Genomic DNA, 22,046 nt, shown 5'->3' with positions numbered 1-22,046 from the left:
GCCATGACGAACCTGAAGGCGTTCCCCACGGACTGGCAGACCGCACTCGTCCTCGTCGCCCACCCCGACGACCCGGAGTACGGGATGGCGGCAGCGGTCGCGCGATGGACCGGTGAGGGCAGGCGGGTGGTCTACGCGCTCGCCTCCAGCGGCGAACGCGGCATCGAGGGAATGTCACCGGCCGAATGCGGACCGCTGCGCGAAGCCGAACAGCGCGCCTCCGCGTCGATCGTCGGCGTCGACGAGGTGGAGTTCTGGGGGTTCCCCGACAGCGACATCCGTAACACCCGCGAACTCCGGGCGAAGATCACCGAGACCATCGAACGCATTGCGCCGCAGGTGATCCTGTCATTGTACGGGGGTCCCGAATGGGCCCCCGGCCAGCCGAATCAACGCGATCACATGGAGTTCGCCGCGGCCGTGCTCGACTCCTACGACGCCCTGGTCGCGGCCGGATACGACGAGGTGCCCGCGTGGTTGTTCGAGAACGGTCCGGCGGCAACGCATGCGGTCGACGTCGACGAGCAGTTCGAGGTCGCCGTCCGGTCTCTCGCCGCGCACGACCGCTACCTGTCGGTCCTCGACCCGGACACTCCCGTCCTCGATCAGGCACGCGCCCAGATCGACCGGGCGACCGCGCCGCGGGAGGGCGCCGAGGGTGTGCGCACGGCGGGCTTCGAGCTCAAACGACCCATCAACATGTGACCTTCGGCCTCTCGCGAAAAGTTCGCCACCAGGAGAAAGTGTGAGGGTCAGTCTCTCGAACCCCCGAGAGTCTCCTCCAAGTACGTAGGAGGTGACCGGTCATCACTCTCACCGGTGTTCTCGTCGCATTCCTCGCAGCTTCGCCGTCTGCGCTCTCGTCGGGCTCTCCATCTGGCTCGTCGTTCTCTTCGGCCTCCTGTCGGGAGTGCAGGCCGTGGCATGGGTGACCGAGCGGACGTCGGCCTGGCGATTGCCGGCCGACCACGACACCGGTCCGTGGGCCGGCCCCACCACGTGACCCGACGCGACGACGCGAACTAGAGCGGAACGGTCCACCGCACGGACAACCCGTGGCCCGCCCCGGGTGTCATCAGCGCGAAGGTCCCGCCCAGTTCCTCGGCTCGGCGCCGCATGTTGGTCAGCCCGCTCGGGGTGACGTCCTCATCCAGCCCGACCCCGTCGTCGGTGACCTCCACGGCCAGGTCGTCGGCGACCGAGATCGCGACCGTCAGCGTCGTGGCGTGGGCGTACCGGACCGCATTGCTCAACGCCTCGCGGACCACCGCGATCACCTGGTCGGCGAGTCGCGGCTCGACGATCGACAGCGGTCCCGCCATCCGCACATAGGTCTGTATCGGCAGATCGTCGACCTGCTGATCGATCGTCTCCTGCACGCGTTGACGGAGACGTGTGGTCTCGGATTCTTCCGCCTGCAGATCGAAGATCGTCGAGCGCACGTCCTGCACGATGTCCTGCAGATTGTTGATGGATCGCGTCAGCCGGGCCCGGATCTCGGGTGACTGAGTGCGCTGCAGCGTCGCCTGTAGCGTCAGCCCCTCGGCGAAGATCCGCTGGATCACGTGATCGTGCAGGTCGCGCGCGATTCGTTCGCGATCCTCCAGCACCCGCATCTGCTGGGTCTGGTTCGCCGCGCTGGCCAGCTGGAGTGCCAGGGCCGCCTGATCGGCGAAGTCCGCGCTCAGGCTCAGCAGGTCCTCTGCGAACGCGTCGCGTCCCTTGGACCGCACGGCGATCAGCACTCCACGGGTCGACTCCACCGTGCGCAGCGGGGCGACCATGACCGGACCGTGCCATGCCGAGGAGTGCCCGGAGATGTCGTACTCGAGTTGGTCACGCAGAACCGGCCGGCGTCGCCGGAAAGCGTCGCCGGAGGTCGAGCCCCTGGTGGGCACGGTCCGCCCGCGAAAGACATCGGCGTCGATGCCCTCGGCGACCGTGACGACGAGTTCTTCCACTAGTTCGGGCGGCATCTCGTGGTCGTGGGGTTCGGCGATGCAGACCAGGTCGGCGTCGGCCAGGGTGAGCACCTTGCGGGCAATCGCCTCGAGGACCTCCTGGTTGTCGGCACCCGTCAGCAGCTCCGCGATGATGTCCCGATTCGCCTCGATCCAGGCGAGCTGTGTCTGCGCCTGCTCGTAGAGCCGGGCGTTCTCGATGGCGATGCCCGCCGCCGCCGCCAGTGCCTGGATGACGAGTTCGTCGTCCTCGGTGAACAGTGCACCGTTCTTCTTCTCGGTCAGGAACAGGTTGCCGAAGATCTCGTCACGTACCCGGATCGGGGCGCCCAGGAAGGTGGTCATCTGCGGATGATTCGGCGGGAAACCTACCGCCGCGGGGTGCTCGGAGAGGTCGTCGAGCCGCAACACCCGCGGGTCGTCGATGAGCAGGCCCAACACGCCGCGTCCCGTCGGCAGGTCTCCGATCTCGGTGCGGACCTCCTCGCTGATGCCCTGGGCGAGGAAAGCCGAGAGGTCGTATCCGCTGCCGAGAACGCCGAGCGCGCCGTACTCGGCGTCGACCAAGCGGATTCCGGCGGCGACGATCGACTCGAGAGTGGTCTCCAGATCGAGTTCGGAACTCACCGACAGCATGGCTTCGAGCAGACCGTCGATGCGGTCTCGAACATCGGCGATCTGCGTGATCCGGTCGCCGACCTTACCGAGGAGCTCACGCAATCGCTTCTGCGACGGCGCATTCTGTAGTTCGATAGACCTCGCGCCACGTTCCGGGAATTCGCGGACCATATTCTGGATGATATACCCTGCGATCCGTCGAGTATTCGGTTGAATAATTCTCGACAAATGACTTCGAAGCCCTCGATCAGTAAGTCCCGCACCGCAATTGGATATTCCGCGAACCGTCGCATCAGTGGTGAAACGGACATTCCGGATATGCGCGAATCTGCCGGTCCGGGCAATCCGGGTGAAACACGTCTGGGGTCGTCCTACAATTCGTCTCAGCGGCACCCGCGCCGGAGGGAGGTGTGGCCGATGATCTCGGTTTTCCTCGTCGATGACCACGAGATCGTCCGACGGGGCCTCGTCGAACTCCTGGACCACGAGGACGACGTCCGGGTGGTCGGCGAGGCCGCGACCTGCGCGCAGGCGCTCGCCCGCGTCCCCACCGTGAAACCCGATGTGGCCGTCCTCGACGTCCGCCTGCCTGACGGCAACGGGATCGAACTGTGTCGCGAGCTGCTCAGCCGCGTCGACGGCCTGCGCTGCCTCATCCTGACCTCGATGACCGACGACGAGGCCATGATGGACGCGATCCTCGCCGGCGCCAGCGGGTACGTCATCAAGGACATCACCGGCATGGAGCTGGCACGTGCCATCACCGACGTCGGCGCCGGCCGTTCACTGCTCGACAACCGCGCTGCCGCGGCCCTCATGGACCGGTTGCGCACCCAGCGCGAGAAAGAGAAGAAGCCCGGCGACGCATTGAGCGAGCAGGAGAGCACTCTGCTCGCCCTCCTCGGCGAGGGGCTGACCAATCGGCAGATCGCCGCGCGGATGCACCTTGCGGAGAAGACCGTGAAGAACTACGTCTCCCGGCTGCTCGGCAAACTCGGCATGGAACGCCGTACGCAGGCAGCGGTGTACGCGGCGAAAGTGGCGCAGCGGGGCAACGGCCGCTGAGCTCCACGCTCATACCCCGCCACCTCGAGCGCAAACGTGTCATTGGTCCCCATTCTGGGGACTCTTTACCCGATGACTCGCCCCCCGCCGAGGTCTGTACTGGAGAACGGAAGCCAATGCCGGGACACCCCGGCGCTCGGTGCGTGACCTCCAGAGGGGACAGCCGTGTGACCGCGTCCAGATTCACCGACGGGCCCGTTGTCGTCGGCATCGACGGTTCCGCCACCGCACGCGCGGCGGCACGCTGGGCCGCACGCGACGCCGCTCTCCACCGGTCCGAGATCGAGATGATCGCCTCGGCGAACCTGTCGGCCGACGAGCCGCACGTCCTCGATCCGCTTCGGGACCGGTTCGAACGTGCGCTGGCGGAGGCCCGCCGGGTCGTCGAGGATTCGACGGACACCCCCGACCCGTTGAAGATCACGACCCAGGTGGTCGACTCCCCGCCGATCGCCGCCCTGCTCGACGCATCGGATCGGGCGCGGTTGGTCGTCGTGGGCAACCGCGGGCACATGGCCGGACATCGGGTGGTTCTCGGGTCGGTGACCATCGCCCTCGCCGAGTACTGCAGATGCCCGTTGACGGTCGTCCGGGACACCGCAGCGCATTGGTCTCAGGCGAACGTCGTGGTCGGCACCGACGGTTCCCCGGGCGGACGGCGCGCGGTCAGCGCCGCATTCGCCGCCGCTGCCCTGCGCAGCGTGCCGGTCACAGTCGTCCACGCCTGGTGCGACGCCGACATGTCCGTGCCGTGCACGGTGTCCGACTGGCCGACCCATCGGAGCCGAGCCGACGCCTGGCTCGATGATGAACTGGCCGAGGTACGCCGCCGATATCCCCAGGTCACCATCCGCTGCGCGGTAACCCGGGACCGTCCCGCACGCGCACTTCTCGACCACGCCCAAGCAGCCCAACTGCTCGTCGTGGGCGCCTGCGGCCGCGGCGGATTCGCCGGCATGAGACTCGGCTCGACGAGCCTGTCGGTCCTGCGATCCGCGCGGTGCCCGGTGATGGTCGTACCCCACGACCGCTGAGCCGCGGCCGCGGATCGGCCAACCATGTGCCATTCGGCCCTGTGAGACCCACATCACATCCGGTGACACTGAGGTGGTCGTTCGTCCAAGTCGCGAGTCCGCCGACGACGCGACGACAGGGCCCGAATCGAAACCCAGCCACAGAGGTCCCGTCATGACAGTCATATCCCCGTTGGCCGCCGAAACCGAGGGTTCGGCCGACCGGTACTGCGACAGCTGCGGACGCAGCTTCGTCACACGATCGCCGTTGTCCCAGGCCGACCGGGACGACTGGGCCAGGGTCAACGGCTGGCACATCGGGGCCGACGAGACCTTCTGCCCTGCCTGCCGGCAGGCGCGCCTCGAGATCAGCGATCCGTGAGATCCGGCGGCGGTGTCTTCAGCCGCCGAGCCCGGCGCCGAGACCCAAGAGGGATGGCACCGCGCCGACCAGCTGCGACAGCAGGCCGGTCAGCTCATCGGAGGCAGGAAGGTCGGGAGTCGACGGCGTGGCACCCGGAGTTGTTTGAGGGGTTGCTCCGTGCGCCTCGCCGGTCGGCGCGCCCTGGTTCACGCCGATCGTGATCTTCGGATTCTTCGCCGGGTCGAGCCAGACGAGGATCTTCTTCATCAGCTCGCGTTCGATGGCGACGCAGCCCATCGTCGGTTCGTTGTTGGTCACGTGCAGGAACATCGCCGACGCCTTGCCGGGCGTGCGCTGCGGGTTGTGCGCGATGTTGACGGCGTAGTCGTAGACCGGACCCGAGTTGTACAGGTTCTCGCTGTCACCGCCGGGGCTCTGCGCCTGACGCACGTGGGTGTTGTAGGTCGGTGACTTGGGATCGGAATCCCACCAGTCCTGCTGATCGACCTTGATGTAGGGCATTTTGGTACCCGGGTTCTGCTGACGACCGAACGCCTGGTCGAGCGGGAACGTGCCCTGCGGCGTGCGGGGCACGTTGTCCTGCGGTTCCCCCATGCCCAGGGAACCGAGGAAGGCCTTGCCGGGCCCGAGAACCGGCTTCCAGCTGCCGTCGGCGCCCTTTTCGAAGGCCGTGAGGGTGGCAGTCGTGTCCGACGCCTTGGGCGCGGTCACCACGATCATCTGGCCGGTCGCCCCGCCGGCACGCTCGACGCCGCCGGGCGCATCTGCGGAACCGCTGTCACCGGACAGCTGGTCGAGCACGTCGTCGAGCACCGGGATGCCCAGTCCCGTCGCCGCTCCCGGTCCCGTCGGACTCCCCGGAGTGGTCGGGGTGGTCGGCTCCGGCTCGGCGAAGGCCTGACCCGCGCCACCGGCACACGCGGCGAGCACCGCTATCACCAATAGTCCCAGAAGTCTCATTCGCCTCATCAGTAACTTCAGCACCACACCAGTGTGACAGTGCGCAAGATCTCATGAGTCACGTGATGGTCACGGTGCAATGAGGATCAGATCAAGCATCCCGACCTCCGACCTCATTCCGACCGCCGAGACGGCTGTCGATTCTCGATGGAAAATCAACGATGATCCATTGCTCGCCGCGCAGGACAATGCGTCGGAAGACCAATTGTTCAACCACGTCCCTGGTAATTCACCGAGCTTTCCTTTGCAGGAACGAAACAAAATCGTTAGCGTCGGAAATGGCGAAAGTCGATCAGCGACATCGCCGATCGGAACACCACCGACAAAGGAGAAACAATGGGTTCCCTCGAGACATCGAAGTTGTGACAGCCCTCATCGATCTGCTCAAGGCGCTCAGTGGCGTCGACGGCGGCGCAGCCTGATCGCGTCCGAGAGACCGGTCCGCCACTGAGGTTCGCAGCGTGACAACGCCGAACACAGCGGTGGACCAGACGGAAGGCCGCGCCGATTCCCTCCCCTCAGCGAATCGTCGCGGCCTTCCTTCTTTTCACAGCCGATTGTCGCCCGCTCGCTACGCTCCCGGCGCGGACGGCCCGAACTCCTCCAGCATTTCCGTCACCAGCGCTGCAATCGGCGACCGTTCGCTACGGGTGAGCGTGATGTGCGCGAAGAGCGGATGCCCCTTCAGCTTCTCGATGACCGCGGCCACGCCGTCATGCCGGCCCACTCGAAGATTGTCGCGTTGCGCGACGTCGTGGGTGAGCACCACGCGCGATCCCGATCCCAGTCGCGACAGCACCGTCAGCAGGACGTTGCGTTCCAGCGACTGTGCCTCGTCGACGATGACGAACGAATCGTGCAGTGACCGACCACGGATGTGCGTCAGCGGCAGCACCTCCAGCATCCCGCGGCTCAGCACCTCCTCGATGACCTCCGGTGAGGCGAGCCCCTCCAGGGTGTCGAACACCGCCTGTGCCCACGGACCCATCTTCTCGGCCTCACCACCCGGGAGGTAGCCGAGTTGCTGGCCGCCGACCGCGTACAGCGGCCGGAACACCACCACCTTGCGCTGGGTCCGGCGTTCCAGGACCGCCTCGAGACCGGCGCACAGTGCCAGCGCCGACTTGCCTGTCCCCGCCTTTCCGCCGAGCGAGACGATGCCGACGCTGTCGTCGAGGAGCAGGTCGAGGGCGACGCGCTGTTCCGCGGAACGCCCGTGCAGGCCGAACGCCTCCCGGTCTCCCCGCACCAGCTGCACGCGCTTGTCCGGATTGACGCGACCGAGGGCACTCGACGACGGACTGAGAAGGCGGATGCCGGTGTGGCAGGGCAGCTCCCTGGCCTCGTCGAGGTCGATGACGCCGTCGGCGAACAGCGCGTCGATCGTCGAGGTCTCGACGTCGAGTTCGGTCATCCCCGACCACCCGGAGACCACCACGTCCTGTGCGTGGTACTCGTCCGCGGCCAGACCGACCGCGCCGGCCTTCACCCGGAGCGGCGTGTCCTTGGACACGAGGGTGACGTCCTTGCCCTCGGCACGCAGGTTCAGCGCACAGGCCAGAATCCGGGAATCGTTGCTGTCGGTGCGGAAACCGGCCGGCAGGACGGCCGGATCGGTGTGGTTGAGCTCCACCTGGAGGGTGCCGCCCTCATCGCCGATCTCGATCGGCAGATCGAGCCGGCCGTGTGCCAGCCGCAGGTCGTCGAGCATGCGCAACGCCTCACGTGCGAACCAGCCGAGCTCGTGGTGGTGACGTTTGCCCTCGAGTTCGCTGATGACCACCAGTGGCAACACCACTGAGTGCTCCGCGAAGCGCATGACCGCCCAGGGGTCGGACAGCAGCACGGAAGTGTCGAGGACGTAGGTGCGTGTGGTCACGTGGGGCTCCTACGTTCATGCGGCGCCCGCACAAACCAGTTCTCGCAGTTGACCGGCCGGTCGAAGTCCGTTGCCCTCGGCGTCAGCCGAGGTGGACGAGGACCGGGGCCGGCCCCCTCGCGTTGCTGCTGCAATCCACGAATCGAACCTCCCGGACGAACCGCTTCCCCGCGGTCCGTACTCGACAACGTACGCGTTGGATTCTCGAGCGGCGCGCCCGAATCAGGTGTGTCGGCGTGAATTTCGCGTTAACCGCAGTATCGTCTGCTCCAGGGACGCAAACGGCGCCACCAGGACATTCGTCGTCCTGATGGCGCCGTGCGCGAGTTCTGGGAGCGGTGGGCCGCGTCTAGCCGCGAGCGCGCGAGAGGATGCGCTGGCGCGCCGCCTCGGCCTCCTCGCCCAGCCCCTCCACGGAGTCGAGCTTGACCGCGTCGGCGAGGGTGGCGGCGATGTCCCGCCAGGTGTCGGAGTTCTCGTAGTCGGCGATCAGTGCGCGCTCGGCCTCGAAATCATCGATGTCGTGACCGATGGCCTCGGCCCGGCCCACCGCCAGCGCGGAGTCGATCGCGATGACGGTGGCGTCCTGATCGGCGACGATGCCGGCGTTGAGGAACGCACCGAAGGTGTTGGCCTGCTGCTGGTCGTCGGCCGAGATCTTGGCGAGGATCTGCACCAGGACGTCGTCGGCGGCGACCGCCGACATCCGCTTGATGAAGCTGACGCACTGGTTCTCGTGCACGGCCATCAATGCGAGCACATCCAGCGGGCCGAGCGGATCGACCTGCTCCGGGGTCTGCCGGTAGCCCTTGGTGACGTGGACGAGTCGCCGGTCCTCGGCGTCCACCGGGTCGATCGCGCGGCGCACGACGAGGTAGTCGCGCAGCACGATGGAGTGCCTGTTGTCCTCCGCGGTCCACACGCCGATCAGCTGACGCCATTCGGAGAAGGCCGGGAAGTGCTTCGCCAGCACGCGGTGGTAGGACGGCAGGTTGTCCTTGGTGAGGAGGAGCGCCAGCAGCCCGGCACGTGCCTCGTCGGACAGCGTGGCCTGCGACGGGTCGAAGTCGTCTCCGCCGAGAAACGCGAAGTTGCGTCCGTCGTCCCACGGCACCCAGTCGTGCGGGTTCCACGGGCTGGCGGCCGACTGGTGGTCTTCCGCGATCTCGGGAAGAGCCTTCTCGAGCGCGATGATCAGGTCGTCTTCAGTGAGTGCGTTCATCGCTGCAAGGATACGGAGCCCGCTCGACGGTGGGCAATCCAGGTCAGATCCGAGCCGAGTCAGATCCGACTCATCAGCCCCCACTCCTCGAGTCCCTCGTAGAGCGGGAAGTCGAGGGCGAGCTTCGAGACACGGCCGCGCAGCGTCGAGACGTCGGCCGACGAACCGGCGGCGAGCGCCGTGGCGATGATGTCGGCGACCTCGACGAACTGCTCGTCGCCGAAGCCACGGGTGGCCAGCGCGGGCGTTCCGATGCGAAGACCCGAGGTGACCATCGGCGGGCGCGGGTCGAACGGCACCGCATTGCGGTTGACGGTGATGCCGACCTGGTGGAGCAGATCCTCGGCCTGCTGTCCGTCGAGGTCGCTGTTGCGCAGGTCGACGAGCACGAGATGGACATCGGTGCCGCCGGTCAGGACCGACACGCCTGCCTTGGCGACGTCTTCACCGGTGAGGCGGTCGGCGAGGAGCTTCGCACCGGAGAGGGTGCGACGCTGACGGTCGGCGAATTCCTCGGTGCCGGCGATCTTCAGTGCGACGGCCTTGCCGGCGATCGCATGCATGAGTGGCCCACCCTGCTGGCCGGGGAACACCGCCGAGTTGAGCTTCTTGGCCCATTCCTGCTTGGCGAGGATGATGCCGGAGCGGGGGCCGCCGAGTGTCTTGTGCACGGTCGAGCTGACGACGTCGGCGTGCGGGACCGGCGACGGGTGCAGACCGGCGGCGACGAGTCCGGCGAAGTGCGCCATGTCGACCCAGAGGTGGGCGCCGACCTCGTCGGCGATCGAGCGGAACGCCTCGAAGTCGAGGGTGCGCGGGTAGGCGGACCAGCCGGCGACGATGACCTTCGGCTTGACGTCGAGGGCGATCTTGCGCACCTCGTCCATGTCGATGCGGAAGTCCTCCTTGTTCACGCCGTAGAAGGCGTTCTCGTAGAGCTTGCCGGAGAAGTTGAGTCGCATGCCGTGCGTGAGGTGACCGCCGTGGGCGAGGTCGAGACCGAGCATGGTCTCCCCCGGCTCCATCAGGGCCTGCAGCACGGCCGCGTTGGCCTGCGCACCCGAGTGGGGCTGGACGTTGGCGAAGTCGGCGCCGAACAGTTCCTTGGCACGGTTGCGGGCGATGTCCTCGACCACGTCGACGTACTCACAGCCGCCGTAGTAGCGGCGTCCCGGGTAACCCTCGGCGTACTTGTTGGTGAGCACGCTGCCCTGCGCCTGCAGCACCGCGCGCGGCACGAAGTTCTCCGAGGCGATCATCTCGAGAGTGTCCCGCTGACGGCTGAGTTCGCCGTTCATCGCGGCGGCGACGTCGGGGTCGAGCTCCGCCAGGGACATCGAGTTCACGGATGACGAGTTCGCGGTCATGTCGTCAAGTCTAGGGAGCCCCCCTACTCATCCCCTAACCCGGCACCAGCTCACGCCGCAGGCTCGCCGGGATGAGAGGTTCGTCGAGCAACCGCCCGAAGGCCGCGGCGCGGTCGCCGGCGGCGTCGAGCCAGCTCTCGAGCAGCTGGTAACCCTCGACGTAGGTGCTGATGTATGCACGCCACAGCGGCGAGGTGAGGAACCGCAGCATCTGGCGGGTCCGCTCGGGCGGCGCGAGCAACCACGTCTGGAGGAAGTCGGCCACGGAGTCGGCGCCGGCGTGCTGGTCGTGCAGCATCAGGGCCGCATCCTGTCGGACGGTCAGGAGTCCGGAGGTGGCGCGTCCGATGCGCATCGCCCGGTCGGCGTCGAAGCGCAGACCGAGGTCGGCGTAGATCTCCTGTGCCCAGAACCCCCAGTCCATGCCCATGATGGCGGTCAGGGCGTGGTCGGCGAGTCCCTCGGCCATGAGGCACTGCGGGGTGTTGACGAGGAAGATCGACTGCTCGTGCTGGCCGGCGCCGACGAGCAACTGTTCCTTGCGGCAGTGCTCGGTGTGGTGGCCGGGGTAGGCCTCGTGAGCGATCAGGTGCGGAAGCGACGACATGTGCTGCGTGAGGTCGACGTTGATCGCGACCCGGGACCGGTAGTCGCCGAGGTAGTAGTTGAACCCCGACCACGGTTTGTCGGTGACGACCTCGAAGTCGACGATCTCGTTGTCCGGCAACGGGTATTGCGCGCGTACACGTTCCCGGAGGGCACCACTGAACGCCCGGACGCATTCGTCGACCTTCTCGGCGGGGATCTCGTCGGCACGACGATGCGCGGCGTAGGCGTCCCGCAGCTCGGTACCGGTGGCGTCGCCGATGCCGAGCGCCTCGGCCAGTTCCGTGTGGGCCTGCCGGTAACGGTCGGCGTCGGCGAGGGCGATGTCGACGTCGAAATAGGCGCTGACCTCGTCGACGAACGAGACGTCGTCGCCGGCGAACTTGCGCGCCGAACATTCGAGCGCGCGCAGGTGGGCACCGATGAATTCCGCCCGGTCCGCGGGGAGATCACCGGGAAGGTCGGCGCGCAGGGCTCGCGCCTGTGCGGCCAGCTGCGCCGGGTCGGGTGCGGGTCCGTTGGCGATCTCGGCGCGCACCGCCGGGTCGCCGGTGAACGCGTCGACGAAGCCTTCTTCGAGCCGATCGAACGCCAGCCCCAGCCGCAGGTAGTCGGTGACGAGGTCGGGGTTCGCGTGGTCGGCCGGCATACCGGCACGTTACCGCGAGCAGACTCACCGCGTGGACCCACCGCGTCGCAGCCAGGGATGGGCCCTAAGCTGTTACGCATGACGACCCGGGCAGCCGCGCGTACCACGACCCCGGAGCAGCGCTGATGGCTCGCAATGCCAGTGATCGGGACCCCAGCCTGTACCTGGAACTCGACCGCCGGCAGTGGCGCGAACTGCGTGAGTCGATGCCCCTCGTGCTGAACGAGTCCGAGCTCGCCGAGCTCGTGGGTCTCGGTGAGCAGATAGACCTCGACGAGGTCGCCGACGTCTACCTTCCCCTGTCACGTCTGATCCACCTGCAAGTCGCTGCGCGCCAACGACTGTTCGCGGCCACCTCGACCTTCCTCGGCGAACGCCAGGTCAACCGGCAGGTCCCGTTCGTCATCGGCATCGCGGGCAGTGTCGCCGTCGGCAAGTCGACGACCGCGCGCGTGCTCGCGGCCCTGCTCGCCCGGTGGGAGTCACATCCGAAGGTCGACCTCATCACCACCGACGGCTTCCTGCTCCCGACAGCGGAGATGCAGCGTCGGGGCATATTGCACCGCAAGGGTTTTCCCGAATCTTACGACCGGCGCGCGCTGCTCAGGTTCGTGACCGAGGTGAAGTCGGGTGCTCGCGAGGTCGCCGCGCCGGTGTACTCCCACCTCGCCTACGACATCGTGCCGAACGTCTATCACTATGTGCGGCAGCCCGACATCCTCATCCTCGAGGGGCTCAACGTCCTGCAGACCGGCCCGACCCTGATGGTGTCGGATCTCTTCGACTTCTCCATCTACGTCGACGCCCGGATCGAGGACATCGAGGAGTGGTACATCTCCCGGTTCCTGCAGATGCGGACCACCTCCTTCGCCAACCCGGACTCCCACTTCCACGCCTACGCCTCGCTCACCGACAAGCAGGCGACGGCCGCGGCCCGGGACCTGTGGACCTCCATCAACCGGCCGAACCTGATCGAGAACATCCTGCCCACCCGGCCACGGGCCTCGCTGGTCCTCCGCAAGGACGTCGACCACTCCATCAACCGGGTGCGCCTGCGGAAGCTGTGAGCATCAGGTCCACCAGTTCGGCGCTGTTGCGGCCGGCGGACGCCCGGTCCGCCTCGCTGTTGGACAGGTGCAGGGCACCGATACCCATCGCGAAGATCCAGGTCGCCCGGATCGATGCGGTCTTTCGGTCCAGGCCGCCCATCCTTTTTCGTATGTTACGTTTCGGCCCGTGGACACCCCGACATCCGGAACGGTCACGATCACCGACGAATTCATCGCCTCGCTGGCCGAGCGCGCCGGTCGCGCAGAGGATCTACGGCAACTGCCCGCCGAGACGATCCGGGACGCGACCGACTCCGGCCTGTTGGATCTGTTGATCCCCAAACGGTTCGGCGGACTCGAAGCCCCGTTCCCCGAGATCCTCGACCACGTCCGACGCCTGGCACACGGATGCACGTCGAGTGCCTGGACGCTGGGTTTCTACACGCTGCACGGCTGGATCACCGCACTGTTCGGCGAGGAGGCACAGAAGGAGGCGTTCGCCGATCGCCCATACCTCGCACCGGCACCGCTGGCGCCGACCGGCACCGCGGAGCCCCGGGGTGCCGGTTTCTCGGTATCCGGACGCTGGTCGTGGGCCACCGGGATCATGGCGGCCGACTGGGTGATGGTGGGCGCCATCGTCACCGGCGACCGACCGGACGCGATTCTCGCGCTGTTGCCGATCAGCGACGCACGAGTCGACGACGTCTGGCACACCGACGGCATGCGGGCGACCGGTTCGAACGACGTGGTGATCGAGAACGCCTTCGTACCCGCCCATGGCACCGTCCGGGTCCGGGATCTGTACGCAGGCAAGACACCTGGCGCATCGCTGCACGACAACCACTCGTATCGCTGGCCGATGGTGCCCGCCCTCGCCCTGCTGGCCGCGATGCCCGCACTGGGTACGGCCGAACGGGTCGCCGACATGTACGCAGCACGACTCTCCGAACGGGTCCTCGCTTACCAGATGGTCAAGCAGAAGGACAAGCCTGCGTCCCGAATTCGGCTGGGAGACGCGCGAATCCGACTACAGGCCCTCCGTGGTCTGCTCGCGGAGACCACCACGACCATCGACGGAAAGCTGGCTGCCGGAGAGACGGTCGACATCCGCACGCGTGCGCAGGCACGCCTCGCCGCAGCCCGGATCGTGAACGAGTCGAGAGCGGTGATCGGCACCCTGCTCGAGGCTTCGGGTGCCAGTGTGCACTTTCTCGACCACCCGATGCAGCGTGCACGCCGAGACGTCGACGTCCTGGCCGGTCACGTCGTCTTCGATTACGACGAGATCCGGGAGATCGCGGCATCTCTCGAGATCGGCATGGAGATCTCCCCGTTCGCCATGGTCTAGTGTCAGCCGGCGGTCACCGACGCACGCCGCTCGTCGAGCCCGGCCGGGTAGCCGCCGGCGATCGCGATCCGGTTCCAGGTGTTGATCATCGCGATCGCGGCCACGAGCTGCCCGGTCTCGACGGCGTCGAAATGCGCTCGCACGTCGTCGAATACGCCGTCGGTGACCTCACGGTCGCCGAGCAGTGTCAGCTGTTCGGCGAGCGCGAGGACCGCGCGTTCGCGTGCGTCGAAGACCGCCCCGGCCTCAGGCCATGCCGGAAGCATCAGCAACTTGTGCGGGTCGATCTGCGCGGCCAGCGCGTCCCGGCGTGCATGTGCAAGCAGTAGGCGCAGCCGTTCAGCTGCGACACCCGCATCGAGATCAGCTCGCCGATCTCCGCGTCGACACCCGCCGACGACACCCGCTGCAGGGCGACCAGCGCCTTGTAGACGGCGGGATTGTCCCGCGGAATCCACATGCGTGTCGACGGGCGCGTGCGAACACTCATCGTGCGCTGCCCGCGGAAGCGTCGGCGCGGCGGGCCAGCCACTGCTCGAGTGTGGTCGGGGTGACCACGTCGGGGTTCGCCGGCACCAGTCCCCCGCCGCGGATCGCCGGCCCGCCGACAGGCGCCCCGAGAACCCAGCGTGGCGAGCCCCGCCTTGCCGCAACGGCTTTCGCCACCTCGACGAGACCCATCTCGGCGGGCCCGGCGACCTCGATCCTGCGGACCCCTCCCCCGTTCGCGGGGACAGGCGCCGCGGTTGCCGTGTCCGCGACCACCTTCGCCACATCCCCCGCGGCCGCGGGACGGCACCACATCTTCGGTACGACCGCGACGGGGCCGAAAGCCATTCTCCCCATCATCTGTTCGGCGAGTTCGAACCACTGCACCGAGGCCAGGATGGTCAGCGACGCCGGGTCGACGACATCGCGGTACGCGGCCTCCTGGGCCGCTTTGCCTTGGTAGTAACCGAATTTCGCGTTAACCGCCGGATCGTAGGCGTTGACGATGGAGACGACGACGACGTGCCCGACCGCGGCTGCGGCGGCGGCCCTGCCGATGTTGTGCGCCGTCGTCCGGAAGAAGTCGACGGCCTTCTTCGCACTCAGCGTCTCGAGGCTGAGGCAGTCGACCACCGTGTCGGCCCCGGACAGCGCCTGGGCCAGACCGTCACCGGTATAGGCATCGACCCCGGTCCCCCGGTTCGCCCGCACCACCTCATTGCCGCGCTCGGCGAGGATGTCCGCAACCCGGTTGCCCAGTTCTCCGCTAGCTCCGACCACCACGATCTTCATCTCGCCCTCCTCGCCGACATCGTCGGCCTCTGTGTCTGTTCACCTGTTCAGGACTTACGCTAGTTCGGGATTAGCACAAGAAAGTGGTCCAATCCGATGGAAGAAACCGGAGTCAATTCGAGCGTTACCCCTCCCGATCCCTGGGCGGAGGTCGCCGCGCGGCTCGGCGCCGACCTGTTTCTCGACCTGCAGCCGGACCCCGAGGCGAGTGCCCGCGGCCGGGGTGCGACGCTGCGTCGAACACTCACGGAGGCGTTGCGCTCGGCCATTCTCGACGGACGCCTGCCCGCCGGCACCGCACTGCCGCCCTATCGTTCACTTGCTGCCGACCTCGGACTGGCCCGCGGCACGGTGTCGACCGTGTATCAGGAGCTGATCGCCGAGGGCTGGCTGACCGCTCGCCAGGGCTCGTCCACGCGAGTGGCCGACGGCGCGGCACACCCCGACACCGCCGTGAACCCCACCGACACCCAGATCGTCGGCGAGGAACCCGCGACGCCCACCACTTTCCGATTCCCGCACGACTTCTCGCTCGGTCAACCGTGCGCGAGCATGTTCCCGCGGACCGACTGGATCCGCGCCACCCGTCGGGTACTCACCGGTGTCGGCGACGAGGCCTTCGCTCCGTCACACCCGCAGGGCCGACCGGAACTCCGCCGCGCCCTGAGCGGATACCTGAGCCGCACCCGCGGTGTTCGTACGAGCGCCGACCGGATCGTGCTCGGCACCGCCGTACAGTCCGCACTGGAGTTGCTGTCGCGCAACGTGTTCGGAGACTCACTCGCGGTCGAGAGCCACGGCCTGCCCTTCCACTGGCAGGCGGTCGAGCGCGGCGGCACCCGGGTGATCCCGATCCCCGTCGACGACGAGGGCATGGTGATCGACGAACTCGAGCGCAGCGACGCCTCGGCGGTCCTGCTGTCCCCGAGCCATCAGTTCCCGACCGGGGTCGCCCTGTCCCCGGCACGACGCATGCAGGTCATCGAGTGGGCGCGTCGCACCGGTGCGATCATCGTCGAGGACGACTACGACGGCGAGTTCCGTTATGACCGTGACCCCGTCGGCGCACTGCAGGCGCTCGGTCCGGATGTCGTCATCCATGCGGGGTCGATGAGCAAGAGCCTCTCCCCTGCCGTCCGCGCGGGCTGGCTCGCCCTGCCACCGAGGCTGGTGGACATCGTGCTGGGCGCCAAAGGACTGCGGGAACCGGATGCGAGCATCGTCGATCAGCTGATCCTCGCGGACCTGATCGACTCCGGCGCCTACGACCGACACATCCGCCGGAGCCGGCAGTTCTATCGACAGCGCCGCGACGCACTCGTCGACGCGGTCAGCGCGAGCGGATTCGAGGTACCGGGGATCGCGGCCGGACTGCACGCGGTCGTCCCCGTCGGCCACGCGGACGAGCACACCCTGGTCCACCAGGCATTCGGACGCGGGATCGGTGTCGTCGGACTGTCGTTGTTCCGCCATCCCGACGCCGACCCGCTGCCCAACGGCGGTCTGGTCGTCGGATTCGGAACCCCCCGCGGCGTCGACCTTCACGACCGACCTTCAGGCGCTGCGCGACCTACTTGCCGTATCGCCTGCTGCGCGCCGAGTAGTCCCGTAGCGCACGGAGGAAATCGACGCGGCGGAACTCGGGCCAGTATGCGTCGGTGAACCAGATCTCCGAATATGCGCTCTGCCACAACAGGAATCCCGACAGTCGCTGTTCTCCGGAGGTCCGGATCACCAGGTCGGGATCGGGCTGTCCCTTGGTGTAGAGGTTCGCGTCGATCGCCTCGACGGTGACCGCCTCGATCATCTCCTCCGGCGTCGCCCCGGCGGCACGCTGCTCGTCGAGCAGCGCTCGCACCGCGTCGACGATCTCCTGCCGGCCGCCGTACCCGACGGCGACGTTCACGTTCATGCCGTTCCGTTCGGAGGTGCGCTCGGCTGCGGCCCGCAGTCGCCGGCGGACGGCGTCCGGCAGGGCGTCGAGCGTGCCGACGATGCGGATGCACCAGTCCCCGTCCGGCGAGGAGATCTCGTCGACGATGTCGGGCACGATCTCCAGCAGTGCGTCGAGTTCGTCCGACGACCGGTTCAGGTTCTCGGTGGAGAGCAGATAGATGGTGACGGCCTCGATGCCCAGACCCGCACACCAGCCGAGCATGTCGGCGATCCGCTGGGCACCCACCCGATGTCCGTGGCTGACGTCCTCGAATCCGGCCTCGCGCGCCCAGCGCCGGTTGCCGTCGCAGATGATCGCGACATGCCGAGGTAGGCGTTGGGTGTCGAGGAGTTGGACGAGTCTACGTTCGTAGATGGTGAGAACTGGTCGGCGCACCCGATCCGGCAGCAGCTTCATCCTTCGCGGCCTCGTGTCACGTGGGACACCTTACGCGTCGGGGTGCGAGCAGGATGACCCCGCCGACGTCCGCAACCATCCCTACACACGAGTAACTTACGGTACCGTAGGTTTTGTGAACACACTGCCGAGCCCGCCCCTGGACGTGAACGATCGCCCCCGTCTTCGCGGCGTGATCCACCACTACTCCGCGTATGTGGCAGCGGTCGCCGGCCTCGCGCTGGTCATCGGGGCCGCGATCCTCGACGGTGCCGTCGCCGCGCTGACATGCGCGGTGTACGCCGTCACCGTGGTCGGGCTGTTCACCGTCAGTGCCACCTACCACCGAATCCCGTGGAAGACGGCGCGGGCGCGTATCCGGATGAAGCGCGCCGATCACGCGATGATCTTTCTGTTCATCGCCGGCACCTACACACCGTTCTGTGCCCTCGGACTACCGTCCCCGGTCAGCTGGTGGGTGCTCGGCATCGTGTGGACGGGCGCGCTCGGCGGATCGCTGCTGAAGATCCTGTGGCCGGGCGCTCCCCGCTGGCTGGGCGTCACGCTCTACATCCTGCTCGGCTGGGTGATCGTCGTGGTCGCGCCCGCACTCGTCGCCCAGACGGGCTACCTCGTCATGATCCTGCTGGCACTCGGCGGAGTGCTCTACAGTCTCGGCGGCGTGCTGTACGCCGCCCGCTGGCCCGACCCGTGGCCGCGCACGTTCGGCCACCACGAGGTCTTCCACCTCTGCACCGCGGTTGCCGCGATACTGCACTACGCCGCTGCCTGGCTGGTCGTCGCGGGATAAGAACCTCCGGCTATGATCCGGCGGTGAACCCGGCCCAGCAGACCGTGAACAGATTGCGCGGATGCGCAGTCGGCGCGCTGTCCGCGAGCACGGGCATCGCCGCACACGGGATGGCCGGCGGCGCAGTGCCCGGCACCTCGTCGCTGCTGGTGATGGTCGCCGCATGCGTAGTACTCGGCGAGACCGTCGGCACGACACTCCGTCGCCCGGCGGGTTGGTTCACGACCTCGGCGTGTCTCGCCTTCGGCCAGGTGGTCGCCCACCTCTCGTTGACCACGCTCGACGATGCAACCGCTCACGGACACCATGGCGTCGCCGCCGTGACACCGACGATGGCCGCCGTGCACCTCGGCGTCACGGTCGTGGGCGCTGTCGCGATCCGCGTCGGAGAGACCGCGATCCCCGCCGTCCTGACCACGATCGTCGCCGCTCTCCGGCAGGTTCTCGACCCGCCGACCGTCGAGGCGCCGAGGCTCGATCGTCTCTTCGCTGTCTCCGACGCGCGCCGGAGTCTCCGCGCCGTTGCCGCCCTGGACACCCGGGGCCCGCCGCTGATGGCCGGCTGACCATCCATCTCTCACCGACCCGCTGATCCAGCGGGCCGGTCGGCGCGTATACCCGGCGGTCACCGACTGACCGATCATCGTCGTGGCTGCCGCGCGCCGTCATCATCGAAAGGCGGGCCCGTGCCCCACTCTTCTTCTCCGGTCATGTCCGATCCACCCGACACTCCCGAGGCAGCCGGCTCACCCCCCGCCCGTCCATCGGGCTGGCAACCGCTCTTACGGCGACTGCACTTCTACGCCGGGTTGTTCGTCGCACCCCTCCTCGTCGTCGCCGCGATCACCGGTGGCCTGTACGCGATCGCCCCGTCCCTCGAACAGGTCGTCTACCGCGACCAGTTGCACACATCCAGCTCCGGTGACGCCCGACCGGTCGCCGAACAGGTCGGCGCCGCGGTTCGGCTCCGTCCCGACCTGACGCTCTCCGCGGTGCGGCCGGCGGCCTCCCCCGGCGACACCACCCGCGTGCTGTTCGACGACCCGACGCTCGGCGAATCCGAACGGCAGGCCGTCTTCATCGACCCGGTCACCCTGGAGTCGACAGGGGAGCTCGTCTCCTACGGCAGTGCTGCCGTCCTACCGTTGCGCGCCTGGTTGAGCGGCCTGCATCGCAACCTGCATCTCGGTGAGCCCGGCCGGATCTACAGCGAGCTCGCTGCCTCCTGGCTGTGGGTGGTCGCTCTTGGCGGTCTGGCACTGTGGATCTCACAGGCGAGACGTCGCCGTTCCGCGGAACACTTCGCGACGTTCGACGCCCAGGCGACCGGACGGAACCGGACCCGCAACCGCCATGGGGTGATCGGAGTGTGGCTCGTCGTCGGATTGGTGTTCTTGTCCGCCACCGGGCTCACCTGGTCGAAGTACGCCGGCGACAACGTGGCCGAACTCCGGACGGCGCTGAGCTGGACGACGCCCACGGTCGTCACCGCAGTGGGTGATCGTGGTGATCACCACGCCGACCATGGTGCCGAACCACAACCGGACGCCTCGTCGATGATCGGCGAACTCGACCGCGTTCTCGATGCGGCGCGGGCCGCGGGTGTCGACGACGCCGTCGACGTGACCCTGCCGTCCGACGCCGGCACCGCGTTCACGGTGACCGAGACGCGTCAGCCGTGGCAGTTCACCCCGGACAGGGTCGCCGTCGACGGCGCGACCGCGCACATCGTGGACGAATCCCGGTTCGGCGACTGGCCATTGGCGGCGCAGCTGACGAACTGGGGCATCGCCCTGCACATGGGCATCCTGTTCGGCTGGATCAACCAGCTGGTGCTTCTGCTGTTGTCGATCGCCTTGCTGGCCTTGATCATCCGCGGCTACCAGATGTGGTGGCAACGCCGTCCACGGCGGTCGGGACGTCTCGCGGTCGGCCGTCCGCCGGTCCGTGGCGCGTTACTTCGGCTGCCGGCGCCATCCGCGACGGCAGTCATCGTCATCGCGGTCGCCATCGGTTGGTTCCTGCCCCTCCTCGGGCTCAGCCTGACCGTGTTCGTACTCGTCGATGCCGTGATCTCGAGGTGGCCACGCCGCAGGGCAGACATCCCTACAGGCGAGCAACTCACGGTACCGCAGGTTCTGTGAACACAGTGCCCAGCTACCTCCGGACGCGGCCGATCGCCCGTCTCCGGGGGTGCTGGGCATCGTGTGGGCGGGTGCACTCGGCGGAGTCGGCTCAGCAGGTCACATGTGCATGTCCATCGGCGGCATCATCCCCATGCCGTGCATCCACATCATCAGGTGGTGACAGATATGCATCATCTGATCGAGCATCCTTCCTCACCTCCCCGGGTTTCGACGACGACACCGGACAGCCGGTTCAGGAAGAGGGCCGCCCAGTCGGTGCGCAGATGGCTTCGACAAACGACCCGACCGCGTTCTCCGGTAGGTGACGTGCGATATCGGCTTCGCTGATCATGCCCACGAGACGATGTTCCTCGAGTACGGGGACACGACGGATCTGGTGTTCCTCCATCATGTGCATCACCTGCTCGACGTCCGCGCCGGCATCGACATGGTAGGTACGGCCCTGTGCCAGGTCACCCGCCGTCATCGTCGACGGGTCACGTTCGGCAGCAATACATTTCACGACGATGTCGCGATCAGTGATGATGCCCTGGAGGCGATCGTCGTCGCCGCAGATCGGCAGTGCCCCGACATCGAGCTCAAGCATGAGCTTGGCTGCGGAGCCGAGGGTGTCGTGTTCACCGATACAGGTCGCACCGGTATGCATGATGTCGCGTGCAGTGGTCATCAGATGTCTCCAAACTCATTGTGAATAACTGCTTTACACCGTCATCGGCGTTACACCGTCAGTTGCCCTCGCCGCCCTCGGCGGGGCTCCTCTTGATCTCGATACGCTTCTCGGGAGACGGCGCTTCGCCCACCGGCATCGTCACGGTGAGGATGCCGTCGGTATAGGTCGCGTCGATGTCGTCCTCCTTCGCACCTTCGGGCAGCGGCACGGAGCGATAGAAACTCCCGTAGTGGAATTCCGTCCGGGTGCCTTCTTCGCTGCGCTCCTCGCGTTCCGCCTTGATCGTCAATCGCCCGTCACGGACGCTGATGTCGAAGTTCTTGTCCGGGTCCATACCGGGCAGTTCGGCACGCAGGGTGTACTTGCCCTCATCGAGGTGTTCCTCGACGCGGATCAGACGTCCTGCCCCGGAGCCCCATGGAGGCATGGACTCGAATCGGGACATCAGATCGGACCAATCCGGCAACGCCGGCCACGACGGGTTGGGACGGCGGGCTGATCGAATACTCATGGCTACCTCCGAAAACAGGGGAATTCGAGATGACTGACCTCTTGATTGCATGCCGAATCAGTACGTTGCGGTAGGGCCAACCGTCATCCATCGAAGGACTGCAGACTCAGTCCCACCCTCGCCTTCTTCACCTCGCCTTCTCTTCACGCGAACATCACGTTGCCGCCGC

20 protein-coding genes and 2 pseudogenes are annotated in these 22,046 nt (G+C 67.3%); 10 read left to right on the top strand and 12 right to left on the bottom strand.

The genetic code is table 11. The annotated features are described in order from the left end of the window. Positions 1-3: 3 nt before the first annotated feature. On the top strand, positions 4-705 hold the full coding sequence (locus GOAMI_RS00505; protein ID WP_006434421.1) for a PIG-L deacetylase family protein: 702 nt from the start codon (positions 4-6) through the stop codon (positions 703-705). A gap of 317 nt (positions 706-1,022) precedes the next feature. Here GOAMI_RS00505 and GOAMI_RS00495 read toward each other — a convergent pair whose 3' ends face one another. After that, a complete protein-coding gene (locus GOAMI_RS00495; protein WP_006434420.1) occupies positions 1,023-2,750 on the bottom strand; it encodes a GAF domain-containing sensor histidine kinase in 1,728 nt (575 codons plus the stop codon). Positions 2,751-2,996: 246 nt separating this feature from the next. On the opposite strand from GOAMI_RS00495, the gene GOAMI_RS00490 reads away from it, so the two are divergent. The 3 genes from GOAMI_RS00490 to GOAMI_RS00480 all read left to right on the top strand — a co-directional run bounded on the left by GOAMI_RS00490 (position 2,997) and on the right by GOAMI_RS00480 (position 5,039). Continuing rightward, a complete protein-coding gene (locus tag GOAMI_RS00490) occupies positions 2,997-3,644 on the top strand; it encodes a response regulator (RefSeq protein WP_006434419.1) in 648 nt (215 codons plus the stop codon). Positions 3,645-3,811: 167 nt separating this feature from the next. Then, positions 3,812-4,678 (top strand): universal stress protein, encoded by an 867-nt coding sequence (locus GOAMI_RS00485; protein WP_006434418.1) that lies wholly within the window; start codon positions 3,812-3,814, stop codon positions 4,676-4,678. Positions 4,679-4,832: 154 nt separating this feature from the next. Beyond that, positions 4,833-5,039, top strand: a complete 207-nt coding sequence (locus GOAMI_RS00480; RefSeq protein WP_006434417.1) for a hypothetical protein — start codon at positions 4,833-4,835, stop codon at positions 5,037-5,039. A gap of 18 nt (positions 5,040-5,057) precedes the next feature. Here the strand turns inward: GOAMI_RS00480 and GOAMI_RS00475 are convergent, their stop codons facing one another. From GOAMI_RS00475 to GOAMI_RS00455, 5 genes are all read right to left on the bottom strand, one after another. Then, entirely contained in the window at positions 5,058-6,002 is a 945-nt protein-coding gene (locus GOAMI_RS00475) for a L,D-transpeptidase family protein (protein ID WP_040004471.1), read from the bottom strand. Between the two features lie 571 nt (positions 6,003-6,573). Beyond that, the gene (gene phoH2, locus GOAMI_RS00470) at positions 6,574-7,881 is read right to left on the bottom strand and encodes an RNA 5'-3' helicase PhoH2 (protein WP_006434415.1); all 1,308 of its coding nucleotides are present in this window, start codon (positions 7,879-7,881) and stop codon (positions 6,574-6,576) included. A 349-nt stretch (positions 7,882-8,230) separates the two neighbouring features. Next, the gene (locus tag GOAMI_RS00465; protein ID WP_006434414.1) at positions 8,231-9,103 is read right to left on the bottom strand and encodes an acyl-ACP desaturase; all 873 of its coding nucleotides are present in this window, start codon (positions 9,101-9,103) and stop codon (positions 8,231-8,233) included. A gap of 59 nt (positions 9,104-9,162) precedes the next feature. Then, a complete protein-coding gene (glyA, locus tag GOAMI_RS00460; protein ID WP_006434413.1) occupies positions 9,163-10,470 on the bottom strand; it encodes a serine hydroxymethyltransferase in 1,308 nt (435 codons plus the stop codon). 34 nt (positions 10,471-10,504) lie between these two features. Continuing rightward, on the bottom strand, positions 10,505-11,725 hold the full coding sequence (locus tag GOAMI_RS00455) for a hypothetical protein (protein WP_006434412.1): 1,221 nt from the start codon (positions 11,723-11,725) through the stop codon (positions 10,505-10,507). A 125-nt stretch (positions 11,726-11,850) separates the two neighbouring features. Here GOAMI_RS00455 and coaA point away from each other — a divergent pair, with 125 nt between their 5' ends. Continuing rightward, positions 11,851-12,792: a type I pantothenate kinase gene (gene coaA / locus GOAMI_RS00450; RefSeq protein ID WP_006434411.1), complete on the top strand. Its 942-nt coding sequence runs from the start codon at positions 11,851-11,853 to the stop codon at positions 12,790-12,792. Here the strand turns inward: coaA and GOAMI_RS22980 are convergent. After that, positions 12,764-12,934 carry a hypothetical protein gene (locus GOAMI_RS22980; RefSeq protein ID WP_157228250.1) on the bottom strand — a complete coding sequence of 57 codons (171 nt, stop codon included), beginning with the start codon at positions 12,932-12,934 and terminating at the stop codon, positions 12,764-12,766. The two genes, coaA and GOAMI_RS22980, sit on opposite strands and share 29 nt — an antisense overlap. Before the next feature lie 27 nt (positions 12,935-12,961). Here GOAMI_RS22980 and GOAMI_RS00445 point away from each other — a divergent pair, with 27 nt between their 5' ends. Further along, positions 12,962-14,125 carry an acyl-CoA dehydrogenase family protein gene (locus GOAMI_RS00445; protein WP_006434410.1) on the top strand — a complete coding sequence of 388 codons (1,164 nt, stop codon included), beginning with the start codon at positions 12,962-12,964 and terminating at the stop codon, positions 14,123-14,125. Positions 14,126-14,127: 2 nt separating this feature from the next. On the opposite strand, the pseudogene GOAMI_RS00440 reads toward GOAMI_RS00445, so the two are convergent. Beyond that, positions 14,128-14,615, bottom strand: a pseudogene (locus GOAMI_RS00440) (carboxymuconolactone decarboxylase family protein). Further along, a complete protein-coding gene (locus GOAMI_RS00435; RefSeq protein WP_006434407.1) occupies positions 14,612-15,406 on the bottom strand; it encodes an SDR family oxidoreductase in 795 nt (264 codons plus the stop codon). Before GOAMI_RS00435 ends, GOAMI_RS00440 begins: the two are co-directional and overlap by 4 nt. Positions 15,407-15,502: 96 nt before the next feature. Between GOAMI_RS00435 and pdxR the strand changes: the two are divergent. Beyond that, positions 15,503-17,018: pseudogene (pdxR, locus tag GOAMI_RS00430) on the top strand (MocR-like pyridoxine biosynthesis transcription factor PdxR). On the opposite strand, the gene GOAMI_RS00425 reads toward pdxR, so the two are convergent. After that, entirely contained in the window at positions 16,977-17,759 is a 783-nt protein-coding gene (locus GOAMI_RS00425) for an isoprenyl transferase (protein ID WP_006434405.1), read from the bottom strand. The pseudogene pdxR and the gene GOAMI_RS00425 overlap by 42 nt on opposite strands. A 115-nt stretch (positions 17,760-17,874) precedes the next feature. Between GOAMI_RS00425 and trhA the strand changes: the two genes are divergently transcribed. The 3 genes from trhA (at position 17,875) to GOAMI_RS00410 (ending at position 20,693) form a co-directional block, all read left to right on the top strand. Then, entirely contained in the window at positions 17,875-18,549 is a 675-nt protein-coding gene (gene trhA / locus GOAMI_RS00420) for a PAQR family membrane homeostasis protein TrhA (RefSeq protein WP_006434404.1), read from the top strand. 23 nt (positions 18,550-18,572) lie between these two features. Next, positions 18,573-19,115, top strand: coding sequence for a hypothetical protein (locus GOAMI_RS00415; protein ID WP_006434403.1), 543 nt, complete (start codon positions 18,573-18,575; stop codon positions 19,113-19,115). Positions 19,116-19,259: 144 nt separating this feature from the next. After that, positions 19,260-20,693 (top strand): PepSY-associated TM helix domain-containing protein, encoded by a 1,434-nt coding sequence (locus GOAMI_RS00410; RefSeq protein WP_051995341.1) that lies wholly within the window; start codon positions 19,260-19,262, stop codon positions 20,691-20,693. Between the two features lie 235 nt (positions 20,694-20,928). Here GOAMI_RS00410 and GOAMI_RS00405 read toward each other — a convergent pair whose 3' ends face one another. Together GOAMI_RS00405 and GOAMI_RS00400 are read right to left on the bottom strand one after the other, a co-directional pair. Continuing rightward, positions 20,929-21,363, bottom strand: coding sequence for a CBS domain-containing protein (locus GOAMI_RS00405; RefSeq protein ID WP_006434399.1), 435 nt, complete (start codon positions 21,361-21,363; stop codon positions 20,929-20,931). A gap of 58 nt (positions 21,364-21,421) precedes the next feature. Next, a complete protein-coding gene (locus tag GOAMI_RS00400) occupies positions 21,422-21,877 on the bottom strand; it encodes an Hsp20/alpha crystallin family protein (RefSeq protein WP_006434398.1) in 456 nt (151 codons plus the stop codon). Positions 21,878-22,046 lie beyond the last annotated feature (169 nt).

Source organism: Gordonia amicalis NBRC 100051 = JCM 11271 (genome assembly GCF_000332995.1).
Classification (GTDB): domain Bacteria; phylum Actinomycetota; class Actinomycetes; order Mycobacteriales; family Mycobacteriaceae; genus Gordonia; species Gordonia amicalis.
The sequence above is the reverse complement of the archived record's forward strand: the minus strand, read 5'-3'. Positions and strand labels throughout refer to the sequence as shown.

Excerpts from the sequence above, each read along its gene's own strand:
- GOAMI_RS00505 (WP_006434421.1), top strand. The coding sequence starts at position 4 with ATGACGAACCTGAAGGCGTTCCCCACGGACTGGCAGACCGCACTCGTC.
- GOAMI_RS00495 (WP_006434420.1), bottom strand. The coding sequence starts at position 2,750 with ATGGTCCGCGAATTCCCGGAACGTGGCGCGAGGTCTATCGAACTACAG.
- GOAMI_RS00490 (WP_006434419.1), top strand. The coding sequence starts at position 2,997 with ATGATCTCGGTTTTCCTCGTCGATGACCACGAGATCGTCCGACGGGGC.
- GOAMI_RS00480 (WP_006434417.1), top strand. The coding sequence starts at position 4,833 with ATGACAGTCATATCCCCGTTGGCCGCCGAAACCGAGGGTTCGGCCGAC.
- GOAMI_RS00475 (WP_040004471.1), bottom strand. The coding sequence starts at position 6,002 with ATGAGACTTCTGGGACTATTGGTGATAGCGGTGCTCGCCGCGTGTGCC.
- GOAMI_RS00465 (WP_006434414.1), bottom strand. The coding sequence starts at position 9,103 with ATGAACGCACTCACTGAAGACGACCTGATCATCGCGCTCGAGAAGGCT.
- glyA (WP_006434413.1), bottom strand. The coding sequence starts at position 10,470 with ATGACCGCGAACTCGTCATCCGTGAACTCGATGTCCCTGGCGGAGCTC.
- GOAMI_RS00455 (WP_006434412.1), bottom strand. The coding sequence starts at position 11,725 with ATGCCGGCCGACCACGCGAACCCCGACCTCGTCACCGACTACCTGCGG.
- coaA (WP_006434411.1), top strand. The coding sequence starts at position 11,851 with ATGGCTCGCAATGCCAGTGATCGGGACCCCAGCCTGTACCTGGAACTC.
- GOAMI_RS22980 (WP_157228250.1), bottom strand. The coding sequence starts at position 12,934 with ATGGGCGGCCTGGACCGAAAGACCGCATCGATCCGGGCGACCTGGATC.
- GOAMI_RS00435 (WP_006434407.1), bottom strand. The coding sequence starts at position 15,406 with ATGAAGATCGTGGTGGTCGGAGCTAGCGGAGAACTGGGCAACCGGGTT.
- GOAMI_RS00425 (WP_006434405.1), bottom strand. The coding sequence starts at position 17,759 with ATGAAGCTGCTGCCGGATCGGGTGCGCCGACCAGTTCTCACCATCTAC.
- GOAMI_RS00410 (WP_051995341.1), top strand. The coding sequence starts at position 19,260 with ATGTCCGATCCACCCGACACTCCCGAGGCAGCCGGCTCACCCCCCGCC.
- GOAMI_RS00405 (WP_006434399.1), bottom strand. The coding sequence starts at position 21,363 with ATGACCACTGCACGCGACATCATGCATACCGGTGCGACCTGTATCGGT.
- GOAMI_RS00400 (WP_006434398.1), bottom strand. The coding sequence starts at position 21,877 with ATGAGTATTCGATCAGCCCGCCGTCCCAACCCGTCGTGGCCGGCGTTG.